The organism is Streptomyces sp. NPDC001002, from assembly GCF_053599215.1.
Genome location: NZ_JBSFLV010000002.1, coordinates 36,111 through 53,807 on the forward strand (window position 1 = coordinate 36,111; position 17,697 = coordinate 53,807).

At 70.3% G+C, this 17,697-nt stretch carries 14 protein-coding genes; 7 read left to right on the forward strand and 7 right to left on the reverse strand.

The features are described 5' to 3' along the window. The first annotated feature begins 194 nt into the window (after window positions 1-194). Together ACWDR3_RS01530 and ACWDR3_RS01535 are read left to right on the forward strand one after the other, a co-directional pair. Entirely contained in the window at window positions 195-2,297 is a 2,103-nt protein-coding gene (locus ACWDR3_RS01530) for a SpoIIE family protein phosphatase (RefSeq protein WP_450349869.1), read from the forward strand. Window positions 2,298-2,406: 109 nt separating this feature from the next. Then, complete coding sequence (locus ACWDR3_RS01535) at window positions 2,407-3,870, forward strand: catalase (RefSeq protein ID WP_450349870.1); 1,464 nt, start codon at window positions 2,407-2,409, stop codon at window positions 3,868-3,870. A 73-nt stretch (window positions 3,871-3,943) separates the two neighbouring features. Here ACWDR3_RS01535 and ACWDR3_RS01540 read toward each other — a convergent pair whose 3' ends face one another. Next, window positions 3,944-6,385 carry a transglycosylase domain-containing protein gene (locus ACWDR3_RS01540; protein ID WP_450349872.1) on the reverse strand — a complete coding sequence of 814 codons (2,442 nt, stop codon included), beginning with the start codon at window positions 6,383-6,385 and terminating at the stop codon, window positions 3,944-3,946. Window positions 6,386-6,652: 267 nt separating this feature from the next. Here ACWDR3_RS01540 and ACWDR3_RS01545 point away from each other — a divergent pair, with 267 nt between their 5' ends. The 5 genes from ACWDR3_RS01545 (at window position 6,653) to ACWDR3_RS01565 (ending at window position 11,508) form a co-directional block, all read left to right on the forward strand. Then, entirely contained in the window at window positions 6,653-7,582 is a 930-nt protein-coding gene (locus ACWDR3_RS01545) for an SPFH domain-containing protein (protein WP_450349873.1), read from the forward strand. Continuing rightward, on the forward strand, window positions 7,579-7,821 hold the full coding sequence (locus ACWDR3_RS01550; RefSeq protein WP_450349875.1) for a hypothetical protein: 243 nt from the start codon (window positions 7,579-7,581) through the stop codon (window positions 7,819-7,821). Before ACWDR3_RS01545 ends, ACWDR3_RS01550 begins: the two co-directional genes overlap by 4 nt. Window positions 7,822-7,964: 143 nt before the next feature. Then, window positions 7,965-8,489, forward strand: a complete 525-nt coding sequence (locus tag ACWDR3_RS01555; RefSeq protein WP_123998000.1) for a PadR family transcriptional regulator — start codon at window positions 7,965-7,967, stop codon at window positions 8,487-8,489. Next, window positions 8,486-9,175: an ABC transporter ATP-binding protein gene (locus ACWDR3_RS01560; protein ID WP_450349877.1), complete on the forward strand. Its 690-nt coding sequence runs from the start codon at window positions 8,486-8,488 to the stop codon at window positions 9,173-9,175. Before ACWDR3_RS01555 ends, ACWDR3_RS01560 begins: the two co-directional genes overlap by 4 nt. Continuing rightward, window positions 9,172-11,508 carry an ABC transporter permease gene (locus ACWDR3_RS01565; RefSeq protein ID WP_450349879.1) on the forward strand — a complete coding sequence of 779 codons (2,337 nt, stop codon included), beginning with the start codon at window positions 9,172-9,174 and terminating at the stop codon, window positions 11,506-11,508. The genes ACWDR3_RS01560 and ACWDR3_RS01565 overlap by 4 nt, the downstream gene beginning before the upstream one ends. Window positions 11,509-11,539: 31 nt before the next feature. Here the strand turns inward: ACWDR3_RS01565 and ACWDR3_RS01570 are convergent, their stop codons facing one another. The 6 genes from ACWDR3_RS01570 to ACWDR3_RS01595 all read right to left on the reverse strand — a co-directional run bounded on the left by ACWDR3_RS01570 (window position 11,540) and on the right by ACWDR3_RS01595 (window position 17,569). Further along, on the reverse strand, window positions 11,540-11,968 hold the full coding sequence (locus tag ACWDR3_RS01570) for a hypothetical protein (protein ID WP_402352392.1): 429 nt from the start codon (window positions 11,966-11,968) through the stop codon (window positions 11,540-11,542). Between the two features lie 4 nt (window positions 11,969-11,972). Beyond that, complete coding sequence (locus tag ACWDR3_RS01575; protein WP_401713459.1) at window positions 11,973-12,371, reverse strand: roadblock/LC7 domain-containing protein; 399 nt, start codon at window positions 12,369-12,371, stop codon at window positions 11,973-11,975. An 86-nt stretch (window positions 12,372-12,457) separates the two neighbouring features. Further along, on the reverse strand, window positions 12,458-13,354 hold the full coding sequence (locus tag ACWDR3_RS01580; RefSeq protein ID WP_450349880.1) for a MarR family transcriptional regulator: 897 nt from the start codon (window positions 13,352-13,354) through the stop codon (window positions 12,458-12,460). Window positions 13,355-13,488: 134 nt separating this feature from the next. After that, window positions 13,489-14,970, reverse strand: a complete 1,482-nt coding sequence (locus ACWDR3_RS01585; RefSeq protein ID WP_450349881.1) for an AI-2E family transporter — start codon at window positions 14,968-14,970, stop codon at window positions 13,489-13,491. A gap of 159 nt (window positions 14,971-15,129) precedes the next feature. Further along, the gene (locus ACWDR3_RS01590) at window positions 15,130-15,843 is read right to left on the reverse strand and encodes an aggregation-promoting factor C-terminal-like domain-containing protein (protein WP_450349883.1); all 714 of its coding nucleotides are present in this window, start codon (window positions 15,841-15,843) and stop codon (window positions 15,130-15,132) included. A gap of 400 nt (window positions 15,844-16,243) precedes the next feature. After that, window positions 16,244-17,569: a PhoH family protein gene (locus tag ACWDR3_RS01595; RefSeq protein WP_402352406.1), complete on the reverse strand. Its 1,326-nt coding sequence runs from the start codon at window positions 17,567-17,569 to the stop codon at window positions 16,244-16,246. Between the last annotated feature and the right edge of the window lie 128 nt (window positions 17,570-17,697).

Here is a 17,697-nt window from a genome sequence, read left to right on the forward strand (position 1 = left end):
GAGGGCAACACCGACAGGGCCTGCGTGGACGCGGGTCCTGGCCCTGGGAGCCGCAGACGGTGCGCCGGTGGCGCAGGAACAGCTTCTGACCACGCGGGAATTCCGTTCCTGGGACACGCATTCCGGGTATCGGGTTTTCTGCGGGACGAACTGCGCGCGCGGCGCGCAGCCCCGGACGGACGGATTCGACACGCGTGACGGAGCACCCCATCTCCTTCGAGCGCCCACAGCCGGGCGTCGACCCCGCTGACCCCCGCGGGGCGCTCCTGCACACCCCGACACCGGCGACGGCATCGCCCTCGGCCGCCTTACCCGCACAGGCGCGCACGGGCGAGACACCGTCGACTCCCGGCACGGCCCACCCATGCGACAAGGACAAGGGCAAGGGGGCGGATCCGGCCACTCCCGCGGGCGGCTCCGAGCACTCGCAGCCGGCCGTCGCCGAGCCGGACACGCACCGGCCGCGGCCCGCGCCCGAGGGCATCCCGGCCCAGCCCGGCGCCGAGCAGGCCGGGCAGCAGAACTCCGGCGACTCCGAGCGCCGCACCGGACAGGGACTGCCGCCCGGGCGGCCCACGCCCATGCGGCGGGACGGGGACCGGCTGCGGTTCGTGGGCGCCGCCACCCGGCGGATCGCCCGCGGCATCGACCTCGACGAGATCGTCATGGGGCTGTGCCGGGCCACCGTCCCGACGTTCTCGGACGCGATCCTGGTCTATCTGCGCGACCCGCTGCCGGTCGGCGACGAGCGCCCCACAGGCCCGCTGCTGCTGCGCCTGCGCCGCACCGACCGGATACCGGCGGAGCGGGACAGCGAGGCCGGGTTCACGCCCGCGCTCCAGCCGGAGCCCGCCGAGGTGACCGAACTGGACCTGCTCGGCGCCGAGTTGTGCGAGGTCCGCCCCGGCAGCGCGCTCGCCGAGGTGCTGCGCGGGGTCCGCCCGGTCTTCACGGACGCGCCCGCGGCCCGCGCCGCCCTGCCCGAACTGCTCGGCGACGGCTGCGAGTTCAGCGTGCCCGGCGGCCAGCGCGCGATCCTCGCCCCGCTGCGCGGCCGGCGCCGGGTGATCGGCGCCGCGCTCTTCCTGCGCCGCCCCGAGCGGATCGCCTTCGAGCCGGACGACCTGCTGGTCGCGGCCCAACTGGCCACGCACAGCGCGCTCGGCATCGACAAGGCCGTGCTGTACGGCCGCGAGGCCTACATCGCCGACGAGCTCCAGCGCACGATGCTGCCCGAGACGCTCCCGCGCCCCACCGGCGTCCGGCTGGCCTCCCGCTACCTCCCGGCCGCCGAGACGGCCCGGGTCGGCGGCGACTGGTACGACGCCATCCCGCTGCCCGGCAGCCGGGTGGCCCTCGTGGTCGGCGATGTCATGGGCCACTCCATGACCTCCGCGGCGATCATGGGCCAGCTGCGCACGACGGCCCAGACCCTGGCCGGCCTCGACCTGCCCCCGCAGGAGGTCCTGCACCACCTGGACGAACAGGCCCAGCGCCTGGGCACCGACCGCATGGCGACCTGCCTCTACGCGGTCTACGACCCGGTCTCGCACCGCATCACGATCGCCAACGCCGGCCACCCGCCGCCCGTCCTGCTCCACCTGGGCGGCCGGGCCGAGGTGCTGCGAGTGCCGCCGGGCGCCCCGATCGGCGTCGGCGGCGTGGACTTCGAGGCCGTCGAGCTGGACGCGCCCGCGGGCGCCACCCTGCTCCTCTACACCGACGGCCTGGTCGAGTCCCGGCTGCGGGACGTCTGGACCGGCATAGAGCAGCTGCGCGAGAAGCTCGCCGCGACCGCGCAGCTGACCGGCCCCGACCATCCGCCGCCGCTGGAGGCCCTCTGCGACGAGGTCCTCGACATGCTCGGCCCGGGCGACCGGGACGACGACATCGCGCTGCTCGCCGCCCGCTTCGACGGGATCGCGCCCAGCGACGTGGCGTACTGGTTCCTCGAACCGGAGGACGCGGCCCCCGGCCGGGCCCGCCGGCTGGCCCGGCGGGCGCTGTCCCGCTGGGGCATGGAGGACATGAGCGACTCGGTCGAGCTGCTGGTCAGCGAGGTCGTGACCAACGCCGTGCGGTACGCCTCCCGGCCGGTCACCCTGCGGCTGCTGCGGACCGACGTGCTGCGCTGCGAGGTCGGCGACGACGTGCCGCAGCTGCCGCGGCTGCGCCAGGCGCGGGCCACCGACGAGGGCGGTCGCGGGCTGTATCTGGTGAACAAACTGGCCAGACGGTGGGGAGCGACCCGGCTCAGCACCGGCAAGGTGGTCTGGTTCGAGCTCAACCGGAACTGAATCAAGTTTGGATCGATTCCAAAAGTTGCCGTCATCATGTTGGAGGCGTTGACTGCTGGGGTACGCGAAGCGCCTGACCGACCCCTCACCCGAGGATGGGAGGACAATCGTGACGCAGGCACCCCAGCAGGTTCCGTACACGACGACCAACGCGGGCATCCCCGTCGAGAGCGACGAACACTCGCTCACCGTCGGGTCCGACGGCCCGATCCTGCTCCAGGACCACTACCTCATCGAGAAGATGGCCCAGTTCAACCGGGAGCGGGTCCCCGAGCGCGTGGTCCATGCCAAGGGCAGCGGCGCGTACGGGACCTTCGAAGTCACCAACGACGTCAGCCAGTTCACCAAGGCGGACCTCTTCCAGCCCGGCAAACGCACCGAGATGCTGGCCCGCTTCTCCACGGTCGCCGGCGAGCTCGGCTCCCCGGACACCTGGCGCGACCCGCGCGGTTTCGCGCTCAAGTTCTATACCGAGCACGGCAATTACGACCTCGTGGGCAACAACACCCCGGTCTTCTTCGTCCGTGACCCGCAGAAATTCCAGGACTTCATCCGCTCGCAGAAGCGCCGGCCGGACAACGGACTGCGCGACCACGACATGCAGTGGGACTTCTGGACCCTCTCCCCCGAGTCCGCGCACATGGTGACGTGGCTGATGGGCGACCGGGGCGTGCCGCGGACGTACCGGCACATGAACGGCTACTCGTCGCACACCTACATGTGGGTCAACGGCGCCGGTGAGCGGTTCTGGGTCAAGTACCACATGAAGACCGACCAGGGCGTCGAGTTCCTCGCCCAGGCCGACGCCGACCGGCTGGCCGGCGAGGACGGGGACGTGCACCGCCGGGACCTGTTCGACTCGATCCAGCGGGGCGAGCACCCGTCCTGGACGATGCGGGTCCAGGTGATGCCGTTCGAGGACGCGGCCGACTACCGCTTCAACCCGTTCGACCTCACCAAGGTCTGGCCGCACAGCGACTACCCGCTGATCGAGGTCGGCCGGATGACCCTGAACAAGAACCCCGAGGACCACTTCGTCCACATCGAGCAGTCCGCGTTCGAGCCGTCCAATCTGGTCCCGGGCATCGGCCCGTCCCCGGACAAGATGCTGCTCGGCCGCCTCTTCTCCTACCCGGACACCCACCGCTACCGCATCGGCCCGAACTACACCCAGCTGCCGCCCAACCGGCCGCGCTCGAAGGTGAATTCGTACGCCAAGGACGGACCGATGCGCTACGAGGCGGCCGACGTGGGCGCCCCGTACGCACCGAACTCCTACGGCGGTCCCGCGGCGGACACGCAGCGGTTCGGGGACATCGCCGGCTGGCAGGCGGCGGGCGAGATGGTCCGCGAGGCGTACGCGCTGCACCGCGAGGACGACGACTTCGGGCAGGCGGGCACGATGGTCCGCGAGGTGCTGGACGACGCGGCCCGCGACCGGCTGGTCTCCAACATCGCCGGCCATCTGCTCGACGGCGTCTCCCGGCCGGTACTGGCCCGGGCGCTGCAGTACTGGCAGAACGTCGACAAGGAACTCGGCGAGCGGATCGCGGCCGAGGTCGACGGCGGCTGACGACCGTACGTGACGAAGGGGCGCCCGGCTCTGCACCGGGCGCCCCTTCGTGTCGTATCCGACGACCTCGTACCTACTGGCCGTCGTCCTCCAGCGGGTTCTCCGGTTCCGTCGGTGTCTCCACCGGTGTGGAGGCCGGTGGTGACGTGGTCGGTGACTGGCTCGGTGTCTCGACCGGCGCCGAGGTGGTCGGCGTCTGGCTGGGCGGTGCCGAACTCGTCGGCGGCTTGGACGTCGTCGCCGACTCGCTCGGCGTCTGACTCGGCGTCTCGGAGACCGTCGGCGTCGTGCTCGGCTGGACGGCCGCGCCCTGCGTGGTGTCCAGGTCGAACTTGGCGCTCTTGGACGAGACACCGAAGGTGTACGTCGCCCAGATCTCCGCCGGGAAACCACCGCCGTTGACGCGCGGGAAGCCGCCCGCCTCGTACATCGAGACCTGTGCGCCGTTCTTCTTGCCCTCGCCGAACAGGCCGACCGAGGTGACCAGGTCGGGTGTATAGCCGGTGAACCAGGCCGACCGGTTCTCGTCCGACGTACCCGTCTTGCCGGCCACCTTGCGGCCGTCGCGCTCGGTGTTCTCCGCCACCGACTTCTTCGCCGTACCGTCGTCGACCACACCCGTCAGCACCGACGTGACCGTGTCGGCGGCCTCGCGGCTGACGATCTGGGCGCCGATCGGATCCGGCAGGGTCACCTGGCGCTTGCTGTTCTCGACCGACTTGATGATGGTCGGGGTGACCTGTCTGCCGTGGTTGTCGAGGGTCGCGTACACACCGGCCATCTGCCACGGGCTCGCGCCCATCGTGCCCAGCGTCTGCGCGGGCACCGACTTGAGGTCGGCGGTGTCCATGCCCATCTGGCTGGCGACCTTGAGCACCTTGTCCATGCCGACGTCGACGCCCATCTGCGCGAAGACGGAGTTGACGGACTTGTTCATCGCCGTCTGGACGGTGATGTCGCCGTAGTTCTGGTCGTCCTCGTTCTCCGGGGCGAAGCCCACCTTGTTGCCGTCGTCGACGACCTGGCGCTTGCTGGTGCCGTTGTAGATCGTGTTCGCGGAGATCGCCTTGCCGGACTGGGTCTTGGCGTCCTCGTCGAGGGCGGCGGCGAGGATGACCGGCTTGAACGTCGACGCGGGCTGGTAGTCCTCGCGGGTCGCGTTGGAGCGGAAGTGCTTGTAGTAGTCCGCGCCGCCGTACAGCGCGACGACCGCGCCCGTCTTCGGGTTCACCGACACCGCGCCGGCCTGGACGTCCGCGTCGACCTTGCGTTTCTTCGGGTCCAGCTTGCTGGTCAGCTGCGACTTGGCGGCGCTCTCCAGCGCCTTCTGCCGCTTCTTGTCGATGTTCAGCGTGATGGTCCAGCCGCCCGCCTTGACCATGGTGACGGCGTCGTTCACGTTGTCGGCCGTGCCCTGGGCGACGAGTTGCTTGGCCAGCTGGTCGTTGGCCGCGTCCACCAGGTAGCCGGTCTGACCGCCCATGCCGGGCGCGGCCTTGGGGTCCTCGGGCACCGGGAACTTCATGTCCGCGCGCTCGCCCTTGTCCAGCCAGCCCTGGCCGACCATGTTGTTCAGTACGTAGTTCCAGCGCGCCTTCACCAGCTCCTTGCCGGTGTCCGAGGCGACGGCCCAGTCGTACTGGCTCGGCGCCTGGAGCAGCGCGGCGAGGTAGGCGCCCTGCTCGACCGTGAGCTCGTCGGCGTCGACGCGGTAGTAGGCCTGCGCGGCGGCCTGGATGCCGTACGCGCCACGGCCGTAATAACTGGTGTTGATGTAGCCGGCGAGGATGTAGTCCTTGGACTTCTCGCGGTCCAGCTTGAGCGAGATGACCAGTTCCTTCAGCTTGCGCGTGACGGTCTGGTCGGCGGTGAGGTAGTAGTTCTTGACGTACTGCTGGGTGATCGTCGAACCGCCCTGGGTGCCCTTGCCGGAGAGCGTGTTGAGCAGACCGCGGGCAGTGCCCTTCAGGTCGACGCCGCCGTCCTGGTAGAAGCTCTTGTTCTCGGCGGCGACGAACGTGTACTGGACCTCCTTGGGCACCTTGGCCAGGTCCACGATCTCGCGGTTGCGCTCGCCGTCACGGGTCAGCAGGCTGCCGTCGCTGTACTTGTAGACGTTGCTCTGCAGCTCCGCGTCGGCGTTGCCGGCCGGGATGTCGATCATCATGTACATCGCGATGAAGGCGCCCATGCCGAGCAGACAGAACCCGAAGATCGTCCCGACGACCTTCTTCCACGTGAACATCCGGCGCAGGAAACTCTTGTCGCTCTTGCCTTTGCCGGCCTTGCCCTTGCCCCGGCCCCGCCCCTTCGCCTCGGCCTGGGCGGCCTTGCGGGCCGCGGCCCGGCCGCCTATGACGGTGGGCTCGGCCTCGGCGGTGGCCGTGGTCGCCGCGGACGTCGTCCCGGAGGGGCCCGTGGGGGCCGTCGGCGCCGTCTCTTCGGACGAGCGCGTAGGGGGCGCCGCGCGGCGACCGCCGCGCTGTCGCGCTCGTCTCTCTTCCGCCCGTCCCATTGGTCCGTTCCGCTCCGCTTCGGTCATGTGTGCTCATACGCCACACAGGTTCGCCGCTCAAGTCAGCTCAGAAAGCTAACACCGGGAGATGTGACACAGGTCCGCCGATCCGTCCTTTCCCGGACGTGAGAATCAGCACCTGTCCCAACGGAACCGACGGCCGAGAGGCGTGAAGGGTTGCCCTGCGGGGTAAAGTGATATCACTTAGCTAGAGCAGAGATATACGCTGCACAGACGTACGAATCCGTACGAGAACGGGGGCCCACCATGTCCGCACACGACTCCGCACCCACCGCCGACACACCCGCCGACCTGCCCGAGATGCCCGCCCCGCACGTGCGGGAGTTCACCGCGCACAGCATCGGGGGCGGGCTCGTGCTGCTGCTCGGGCTGGTCGGGATCCTGGCCGCCGTCGGCCTGTTCGTGGCCGCCTCCGCGAGCGCCGGCTTCGCCGTCGGCGGTGTCCTCGTCCTGCTCGCGTCACTGATCTCGCTGCTCGGACTGAACACGGTCGCACCCGGCGAGGCGCGCGTGGTCCAGCTCTTCGGGCGCTACCGGGGCACGATCCGCCAGGACGGGCTGCGCTGGGTGAACCCCTTCACCTCGCGCTCCAAGATCTCCACCCGGGTCCGCAACCACGAGACCGCCGTTCTCAAGGTCAACGACGCCTACGGCAACCCGATCGAGCTGGCCGCGGTGGTGGTCTGGAAGGTGCGGGACACCGCACAGGCCACCTTCGAGGTGGACAACTACCTGGAGTTCGTGGCCACCCAGACCGAGGCCGCCGTCCGCCACATCGCCATCGAGTACCCCTACGACGCCCACGACGAGGGCGGCCTCTCACTGCGCGGCAACGCCGAGGAGATCACCGAGAAGCTCGCCGTCGAACTCCACGCGCGCGTGGAGGCGGCCGGCGTCCAGATCATCGAGTCCCGCTTCACGCATCTCGCGTACGCTCCCGAGATCGCCTCGGCGATGCTCCAGCGGCAGCAGGCCGGCGCGGTCGTCGCGGCCCGGCGGCAGATCGTGGACGGAGCGGTGGGCATGGTCGAGGCGGCGCTCGCGCGGATCTCGGAGCGGGACATCGTGGAGCTGGACAACGAGCGCAAGGCGGCGATGGTGTCGAACCTGATGGTGGTGCTGTGCGGCGACCGCGCGCCCCAGCCCGTCCTGAACACGGGGACTCTCTACCAGTGACGGATCCCTCCGAGGGGCCGGCCCCTCAAAGTCGGCCGCAGCAGCGCAAGCAGGTGCTGCTGCGGCTGGACCCGTCCGTCTACGAGGCCCTGGCCCGCTGGGCCGGCGACGAACTGCGCTCGGCCAACGCGCAGATCGAGTTCCTGCTGCGGAGGGCGCTCAAAGAGGCCGGCCGACTGCCGGACCAGGCGGGACCGATCCCGCGCAGGGGCCGACCGCCCGCCGACCGCGAGACCTGAACCCGGGCACGTCGGCGCAGGCGGCCGAATCCGTGTAGCAGAACCGTGACAATGCGCCCCCACCTGCGCACCCGTACACCCCGCCATGATCTACACACACCGCGTATACATGAGGCGTATACACCGTGTGTAGAGTGCTCCGCATGTCCATCGGTCACACCCTCCTGGGGCTCCTGGAGTCCGGCCCGCGCCACGGTTACGACCTCAAGCGGGCCTTCGACGAGAAGTTCGGTCACGACCGGCCGCTGCACTACGGCCAGGTCTACTCGACGATGTCCCGGCTGCTGAAGAACGGGCTCGTGGAAGTCGACGGCATCGAGGCCGGCGGCGGCCCCGAGCGCAAGCGCTACGCGATCACCGACGCCGGCATCACCGACGTGGAGCGGTGGCTGGCGACGCCGGAGAAGCCGGAGGAGTACCTCCAGTCGACCCTGTACACCAAGGTCGTCCTGGCGCTGCTCACCCATCGCGAGGCGGCCGACATCCTCGACAGCCAGCGCTCCGAGCATCTGCGCAGCATGCGCATCCTGACCGACCGCAAGCGCCGGGGCGATCTGGCGGACCAACTGGTCTGCGACCACGCCCTGTTCCACCTGGAGGCCGATCTGCGCTGGCTGGAGCTGACGGCCGCGCGGCTCGACAAGCTCCGTGAGGCGGTGGCCAAGTGACTCCTCCGCCCGGTTCCCTGCTGGCCGCCCAGGACCTGCGCAAGGCCTACGGCCCCACCCTCGCGCTCGACGGCGCCGAGTTCTCCATCCACCCCGGCGAGGTCGTCGCCGTGATGGGCCCCTCCGGGTCCGGCAAGTCGACGCTGCTGCACTGTCTGGCCGGCATCGTGCCGCCCGACTCGGGCTCGATCACGTACCAGGGCCGCGAGATGGCCACCATGAGCGACGCGCAGCGCAGTCAGCTGCGGCGCTCCGAGTTCGGCTTCGTCTTCCAGTTCGGCCAGCTCGTGCCCGAGCTGACCTGCGTGGAGAACGTCGCCCTGCCGCTGCGGCTGAACGGCACCTCCCGCAAGGAGGCCGAGCGGGCCGCGCTGACCTGGATGGAGCGCCTGGAGGTCGACGATCTCCGGAAGAAGCGGCCCGGCGAGGTGTCCGGCGGACAGGGGCAGCGCGTGGCCGTCGCCCGCTCGCTGGTCACCGGTCCGCGCGTGCTGTTCGCCGACGAGCCGACGGGCGCGCTCGACTCGCTCAACGGCGAGCGCGTGATGGAGCTGCTCACCGACGCGGCCCGGTCCACCAACGCGGCCGTCGTCCTGGTCACCCACGAGGCCCGGGTGGCCGCGTACTCCGACCGCGAGATCGTCGTACGGGACGGCAAGTCCCGGGACATGGAGCGGGCCGTATGAAGGCGGGGCAAGCGGTCAGGGACCTGGCCATGGGGGTGCGGTTCGCCTTCGCGGGCGGACGTGAGGGCTGGGTGCGGGCCCTGCTGACCGCGGTCGGCGTGGGGCTCGGGGTGGCGCTGCTGCTGCTGACCACCGCCCTGCCGAACGCGCTGACCGTGCGGCACGACCGGGAGGCCGCGCGCAGCGACATCACGTACACCTCGGAGAGGATCAAGAAGGCCGACGACACCGTGATCGTCGCGAGTGTCGGTACGACCTTCCGCGAGAAGGACGTCCGGGGCCGGGCGCTGGAGCCGGAGGGCCCGAAGGCCCCGCTGCCGCCCGGCGTCGCGGAGTTCCCGAAGGTGGGCGAGATGGTCGTCTCCCCCGCGCTGAAGAAGCTTCTGGACTCCTCCGACGGGGAGCTGCTGCGGAAGCGGCTGCCGGAGAAGGTCATCGCGACGATCGGTGAGAGCGGGCTGGTCGGCTCGCACGAACTCGCCTTCTACCGGGGCGCCGACGACCTCGCGGCGAAGGTCGACGGCGGCCGGGTCGAGCGCATCGACCACTTCGGGGACCCTGCCCCGTCGTCCGACGCGATGGACCCCGTACTGCTCCTGCTGATCCTGGTCGTCTTCGTGGCGCTGCTGATGCCGGTGGCCGTCTTCATCGCGGCGGCCGTGCGGTTCGGCGGTGAGCGGCGCGACCGGCGGCTGGCGGCGCTGCGCCTTGTCGGCTCCGACAGCGGGATGACCCGGCGGATCGCGGCCGGCGAGGCGCTCGCGGGCTCGGTGCTCGGGCTGGTGCTCGGCGCCGGGTTCTTCATGATCGGCCGGCAGATCGCGGGCTCCATGGAGGTCTTCGACGTCAGTGTGTTCCCGAGCTACCTCAACCCCTCCCCCGCCCTTGCCCTGTTGGTCGCCCTCGCGGTGCCGGCGGCCGCGGTGCTGGTGACGCTGCTGGCCATGCGCGGGGTGGTCATCGAGCCGCTCGGCGTGGTGCGTACGGCGAAGCCGGCCCGGCGCCGGCTGTGGTGGCGGCTGCTGCTGCCGCTGGCCGGGCTCGCGATGCTCTACCCGATGATCGGGCAGGGCCGCACCAACGGCGACTTCAACCAGTACCTCGTCATCGGCGGCGTGATGCTGCTCCTGGTCGGCATCACCGCGCTGCTGCCGTGGATCGTGGAGGCGGTCGTCGCCCGGCTCGGCTCGGGCGGGGTCGCCTGGCAACTCGCCGTGCGAAGGCTCCAGTTGAGCAGCGGTTCGGCGGCCCGGATGGTCAACGGCATCGCGGTGGCGGTGGCCGGGGCGATCGCGCTGCAGATGCTCTTCGCGGGCGTGGACGGCGACTACACCAAGGACACCGGCCTGGACGTGACGCGGGCGCAGATGCAGGTGACGCTGCCGAGCGGGGTGTCGACCACGCAGGCCGCCGCCAAGTTCGGGGCGACCGAGGGCGTACGCGCGGTCAACGTCTACTCCGACGGCACCCTCGGCGACCGGCGCTCGGATCCCCGGCGCTCCACCTCGATGACCGTCGGCACCTGTGCGGCGCTGCGCGAGGTGGCCCGGCTGTCCTCCTGCCGCGATGGCGACGTCTTCGCCGTCCGCGACGTCGAGTACGACAACGACACGCCCGTGCTCGCCAAGACGGGCGGGACGCTGTACGTCGACCCGAGCTACGAGGGCGACTCCACGCGCGGCAAGGAGATCCCCTGGCAGCTGCCGGCCGACGTGAAGACCGCGGATTCCCGCAAGGACATGACCGGCTACGAGCGGGGCGGCTTCCTGGTCACCCCGAAGGCCCTGCCGGCCACCACCCTGGCGGGCCTGAGCGGGCAGGTCTATCTCAGCCTCGACCAGTCGGTGCCCGATGTGCAGGACCTGGTCCGCAACACGGCGTCCGCCCTCGACCCGATGACGGATCCGATGACGTGGGCGGCCACCCAGCGCTCGGACAAGTACACCTCCATCCGCACCGGCCTGTTCGTCGGCGCCGCGGCGGTGCTGGCGCTGATCGGGGCGAGTCTGCTGGTCTCCCAGCTGGAGCAGCTGCGCGAGCGCAAGAAGCTGCTGTCGGCGCTGGTCGCCTTCGGCACCCGGCGGCGCACGCTGAGCCTCTCGGTCCTGTGGCAGACGGCGATCCCGATCACCCTGGGGCTGGCGCTGGCGTCGGCGGTCGGGCTGACGCTGGGCGCGGTGCTGCTGCGGATGACGGACACGACGGTGCGCGTGGACTGGACGAGCGTGCTGCAGATGACGGGCGTCGGCGCGGGGATCGTCCTGGCCGTGACCCTGCTCAGCCTGCCGCCGCTGCTGCGCATGATGCGGCCGGACGGACTGCGCACGGAGTAGCAGCCGCCCGCAGCCCCCCTGCTCGCTCCGGTCAGAGTCCGTACTCCCGTACCACCCGGCGGACTTGGGCGAACAGCATGCCCACGTTCACCGACTTGCGGCACACGACCACGGCGACGACGTCCTGTTGCTCGGTCATCCGCACGAACAGATGAGTGAGGTTCTCGCTGTTGACGAGGATCTCCTGGAAGAAGTGGTGGTCACTGGTGATCCCGCGACGCTCCTTGAAGACGTCCTCGATCATCACGACCGTACGGCCCTGGAAGAGGTCGAGGGTCGCGCCCGCCAGCAGGTCGAGGACCTCTGGCGGGTGGTTGTCCACCGTCTCGTACGACAGCAGCATCCCGGTGGACATGTCGACCACGCCCGAGGCCACGCAGTCGGGGGCATCGGTGCGGAGTGCTTTGACCAGGCCCATCACCTGGTCGGAGAAACCTGGGGTCATGCGCTTCGTCGCCATCCCTTCAGACTCCTTCTGGTGCTTTTTCCGGTGCTTTCTCGGTGAGGATCAGGTCGATGCGGTGCAACGCCTGCCGGGTCGCCCGGTGCAGGTGGTCCACGTCGATGCCCTCGTCTCCGAGTACGACCATCAGGGCGGCGTCGCCGACGGCGTAGAAGGCCGCGCAGCCGTGGCTGCCGTAGGTCACCGTCCGTCGCAAGGTGCCGCGGTCGGTCGCCGCCGCGGTGCGCCGGGCCAGGCCGAGGCCGGCCGCGGCGAGGGCGGCGAGGCCCTCCGGGTCGATGGAGTCGGCGGTGTCGGCGGCGATGAGCAGTCCGTCGGCGGCCGCGAGCGCCGTGTCGGTGATGCCGGCCACCTGTTCGCGCAGTCCGCGCATTTCCAGGGTCAGCGCTTCATGGTCCATGGAATCAACTCCCCATATCCTGTTCGCAATTGATCGGCCTTCTCATTTCTGGTCGCTCATTCCTGTTGGCTCATTTGCGGGTTCGCTCATTTCGAGGTTCCGTTCCGCAGCCGGAAGAACCCTTTCCAGCTCGCGCCGTGCTTCTCCGGGGCGAGCGAGGGCGTGAGTGATTCGGTGATGCCGCTGGCGCCGGGGCTGCGCCGGGGCAGTTCGACGGCGCGCGGCGCGGTGGGCACGGGCGGCGGGGGCGCGGGCGGCGGGGTGCGCTGCCGGACTCCCCCGGGCGGGGTGCGGACGACGATCGGCGTCGGCGGTCCCGGGGTTTCCAGGAGCCCCTCGGCGAGCATGCGGGCCACCTCGACGGTGACGGTGTAGACCCCGCGTCCGGTGCGGAAGGCCAGGTCACGGGCGGTACGGCGGCCGTCCGCGTGGGCGAGCAGCTCGCTGCGCAACTCGGTGAGCGGGCCGTCGGCCCAGCCGGCGGCGGGGACGGGCCGTTCGCGGTCGGGGTGGAGCGGCCGGGGCATGGCCGCGAGCGCGGCGAGCTTGCGGGAGGCGTCCTGGAGCAGCCGCCCGGGCGGCTCACCGATGGCCACCGGGGCCGGCGGCCCCACGTCCCCCTCGGTGCGCTCACAGCCGTGGACACCGCCCGCGGCGATCGCGAACGCCGCGTCCTGCAGGGCCATCACACACACCACCCGCAGCTGCGCGGCCCCCGCGTACCCGTGCGCGATCAGCCCGGCGACCGGCCAGCGCGCGCCCCCCGCCTCCCGCACCAGCGCGGCCCACTGCTCCCCGTCGATACGCCCCGACCGCAGCAGCAGCGCCTCGGGCCCCGGCGCCCCGGGCGACTCGACGGCGACGACGAGCCCGTCCCGCAGATGGAAGACCCCGCCGGGCGCCCCCGCCACCCGCAACTCCCCGGTCAGCCCCTCCCGTCCGCACGCGACCAGGGACCGCGCCAGGAGGTCGAACCCCGACATCGCGCCCCCCTGCCGTGTCGCACATACGCCTGACGCGTAGCGCTCAGGGGGGAAGGTGTATCAGTCCGGGCGCATATTCCGGCCGGGGGTTTCCAACCTGTCTTCAGGTGACGGAAGTTACGCCGTAGGACGTGTCAATTCACTTCGTTCGACGCCGTATTTGAACGATCCGAGGACGGGTCGGTATCCGCCGGCGGAGGCGAATCCTCCAGGTTCCGCTGCTCCGGTTCCTGTTCCGGGTCCTCTTCCCGTTCGGGTGCCTGCTCCGCTTCCCGCTGTTCCTCCGAATACCGCTTCAGATAGCTGACCACCGTGTTCGACACCGCCACCAGCGGTACGGCGACCACCGCGCCGCCGATGCCGGCGACCATGCCGCCCGCCGCGACCGACAGGACGACCGCGAGGGGGTGGACGCGGACCGCGCGGCCGAGGATGAAGGGCTGGAGGATGTGGCCCTCGATCTGCTGGACGGCCAGGACCACCGCGAGGGTCATCACCGCGGTGAACACGCCCTGGGTGACCAGCGCGACGACCACCGCGAGCGCGCCGGAGGCGACCGCGCCGACCAGCGGGATGAAGGAGAACAGGAAGATGAACACGGCCAGCGGGACGGCCATGGGTACGTCGAGGAAGTAGATGCCGATGCCGATGAAGGTCGCGTCGATCAGGGCGACGATCACCGTGCCGCGGACGTAGGCGGTCAGCGTGCGCCAGGCGCGCGGTCCCGCACCCGCCACGCCGGGCCGGGCGGCCGCGGGAACGAGCTTGAGCACCCAACCCCAGATGCGCTCACCGTCGTAGAGGAGGAAGAGCGTCGAGAAGAACGCCAGCAGGATCCCCGTCAGGGCCTCGATGACGACCTGGACGCCCTCCAGGCCCACCGAGGTGATCTGGTCGGTGTTGGCGCCGACGGCGTCGCGCAGGTTCTTGGCGATCTGGTTGATCTGCTTGTCGGTGACGTGGAAGGGGCTCTTCAGGAGCCAGTTGCGCAGGTCGTCGATGCCGTTCTGGATCTGGTCGGAGAGGTTGTCGATGTTCTCCATGACCTGCCAGGTCACGAACCAGCCGATCAGGCCCATCACACAGAAGCCGAGGATCGCGGTGAGCGCGGTGGCGAGGCCGCCCGGCACCCCGCGCCGCTTCAGCCGCGCCACCGTCGGCTGCAGCAGCGCCGTGATGAGCAGCGCGATCACGAAGGCGAGGATGACGAGTTGGACGGCGCTGATGACCCGCATCAGCACCCACACGGTGCCCGCGAGCACCAGCAGCCGCCAGCCGGCCTCCGCCGCCACCCGTACGCCCCAGGGCACGGCCTGGGCGGGATCGGGGCGGACGGTGAGCTGCCGGGGCGCGGCGGGGCGTTTGACGGTCGCGACGGGAGAGGTGGGCGCGGTGGGCGGACGGTCGGCCGGCGGGTCAGCGGACCGGGCGGCCTCGGCGGTCTTCGGCTTGGCGCGGTCGGCGGGTTGCGGGGCCGGTTCCGTCGCGACGGGCGGCGGCGGTACGTCGGGGTCCGAGTTCTCCCGCTCCACCTCGGCCCGGCGCTGATCCAGCCGCTCACTCAGGTCGGTGAGTCCGGCGCCGACCCGGCCGAGCCATCCAGGCACTCGCGACATGATCCGCCCTCTACCCCCGTCTGTGCCCACCACTCCTCCCTGGAGTCGTCGCGTCCGACCGTACAGGGCGAAAGCCCCTCCCCTAAGGACGGGGAGGGGCTGCGCGAGGTTGAGAGGTGCGGCCGCCTGTTTCGGGGCGGCGGCTCAGGCTTTCGAGGCCTAGTACCAGTTGTTGGCCTGCCAGAAGGACCAGGCTTCGCACGGGCTGCCGTAGCGGCCGTCCATGTAGCTCAGGCCCCACTTGATCTGGGTGGCCGGGTTGGTCTGCCAGTCGGAGCCCGCCGAGGAGTACTTGGAGGCGGGCAGTGCCTGGAAGAGGCCGTAGGCGCCGGAGGAGGCGTTGACCGCGTTCATCCGCCAGCCGGACTCGTGGTCCACGATGTTGCTGAAGCACTGGAACTGGGAGCTCGGCACCATCTGGCGGGCGATCGCCTGGATCTGGGCGACCGAGTACGAGCTCTGCACCGGGAACGAGGAAGCGTCACGCGTGCTGGTGCGGCTCGCGGCCTTCTTGGCCTCGGCGCGCTCCTTGGCTTCCTTCTCCGCCTTCTCGGCGTCCGCCTTCTTCTGCAGGGCGGTCTTGGCGGCCTGCTTGCGAGCCAGCTCCTCGGCGCCCTTCTTGGCGCTCGCGTCGGCCGCGATGGCCTGCGCGTCCGCCTGCTGGGTCAGGGACGCCAGCTGCACGTGGGCCTGCTGGCCCGCGGGTATGTCCGCGAGGAGCGTCGCGTCGGTTGCCGTCGCCTCTGCGTCGTTGTTCTGCGCCACGCTGCCCGAGGCAACGCCCACGACACTTCCGACGGCGGTGACCGCGGTGGCCGAAGCCACTGCGAATCCCCGGACCGAGATCCGGCTCACACGGTTTCCTTCCAGCATCGCCCGCTTCGGTGACCCTGGCGGACGCAATCGTGCCCCTGAACACTGGCCTCCCAACTGCGGGGTCACGGGAGGCACGGGCCCGGTGGGCAACTCCCGCGAGGGGAGCGCCGCTTGGTGCTCGGGCGGCATACGACGACGCTGTTCAGTTGGCTGTGATGCTGCTGTTGCGTTGTACCGCTGGGGGCACAGATGTGTCGTATGCGGGGCCTGACAGGAGTGAGACTCTGCCGGATCCGGACGCCGGGTGGCAATTCTGAGTTGCGTGTGAAAGCTCACATCCCGTTTGCCGCCGGTGAATTCGAGAAACAGCGACACGCGAAGGCGCCGCCCGGCTAGGCTCTTGGCCTTTCCGGGCGGCGCCAACCAACGAGTAGCTACCGCAAGTTGAGCACTTGGGTCAGATCTGCCCGTCCTCCAGCATTTCGGTCACAAGGGCCGCGATCTGGGACCTCTCGGACCGGTTCAGGGTGACATGCGCGAAGAGCGGATGCCCCTTGAGTTTCTCCACGACGGCGACCACACCGTCGTAGCGACCGACCCGCAGATTGTCCCGCTGCGCGACGTCATGGGTGAGAATCACCCGTGAATTCGCGCCGATCCGGGACAGAACGGTCAGCAGGACATTCCGTTCCAGTGACTGCGCCTCGTCCACGATCACGAACGCGTCGTGCAGCGAGCGGCCGCGGATGTGGGTCAGGGGCAGCACTTCGAGCATCCCGCGCGCGGTGACCTCTTCGATGACCTCGCGGCTGGTGACCGCGGAGAGCGTGTCGAAGACCGCCTGCGCCCAGGGGCCCATCTTCTCGGCCTCGGAGCCGGGCAGATAGCCGAGCTCCTGTCCGCCCACCGCGTACAGCGGCCGGAAGACCATGACTTTCTGGTGCTGGCGGCGCTCCAGGACCGCCTCAAGACCCGCGCAGAGCGCGAGCGCGGACTTGCCGGTGCCGGCCCGGCCTCCCATCGACACGATCCCGACGTCCGGGTCGAGCAGCAGATCCAGCGCGATGCGCTGCTCCGCGCTGCGGCCCTTGATGCCGAACGCCTCCCGGTCGCCGCGCACGAGGCGGACATTGCCCTCGGACGTCACCCGGCCCAGCGCGTTGCCGCGCTCGGACTGGATGGTGAGCCCGGTGTGCACGGGAAGGTCGGCGGCCTCGGGCACGTACACGTGCCCTTCCTCGAAGAGGATGTCCACCTGCTCGCCGGCCAGGGTCAGTTCGGACATTCCGGTCCAGCCGGAGGAGCCCGTGATGGCGAGTTCCGCGCGGTACTCCTCGGCGAGGAGCCCGACGGACGAGGCCTTGATCCTGAGCGGCAGGTCCTTGGACACGACCGTGACGTCGAACCCCTCGGCCTGCAGATTGCGGGCGACCGCGAGGATGCGGGAGTCGTTGTCCCCCAGGCGGTAGCCGCTGGGCAGCACGCTGGGGTCCGAGTGGTTGAGCTCGACACGGATGGTCCCGCCCAGCTCCCCGATCGGGATGGGGGCATCGAGGCGACCGAACTTCACCCGGTAGTCGTCGAGCAGGCGCAGGGCCTGCCTGGCGAAGTACCCGAGCTCGGGATGGTGCCGCTTGGCCTCCAGTTCCGTGACCACGACGATGGGGAGCACTACTTCGTGCTCCTCGAAGCGGGTCATGGCGTTCGGGTCGGCCAGCAGGACGCTGGTGTCGAGAACATAGGTGCGCCGGTCTGGCATACGGCGCTTTGTGCTGGTCACCACGGAAGGACGTACCCCCTCGGATGAGGTCGGGGAGCGACGGAGTGGAGCTGGACCGGTCGACGGCCGCTATGCACGGGCCGAGAACCGGCCCTCCACTGCTTCTTCCGTGCCGTGACCGCACGGTCGAG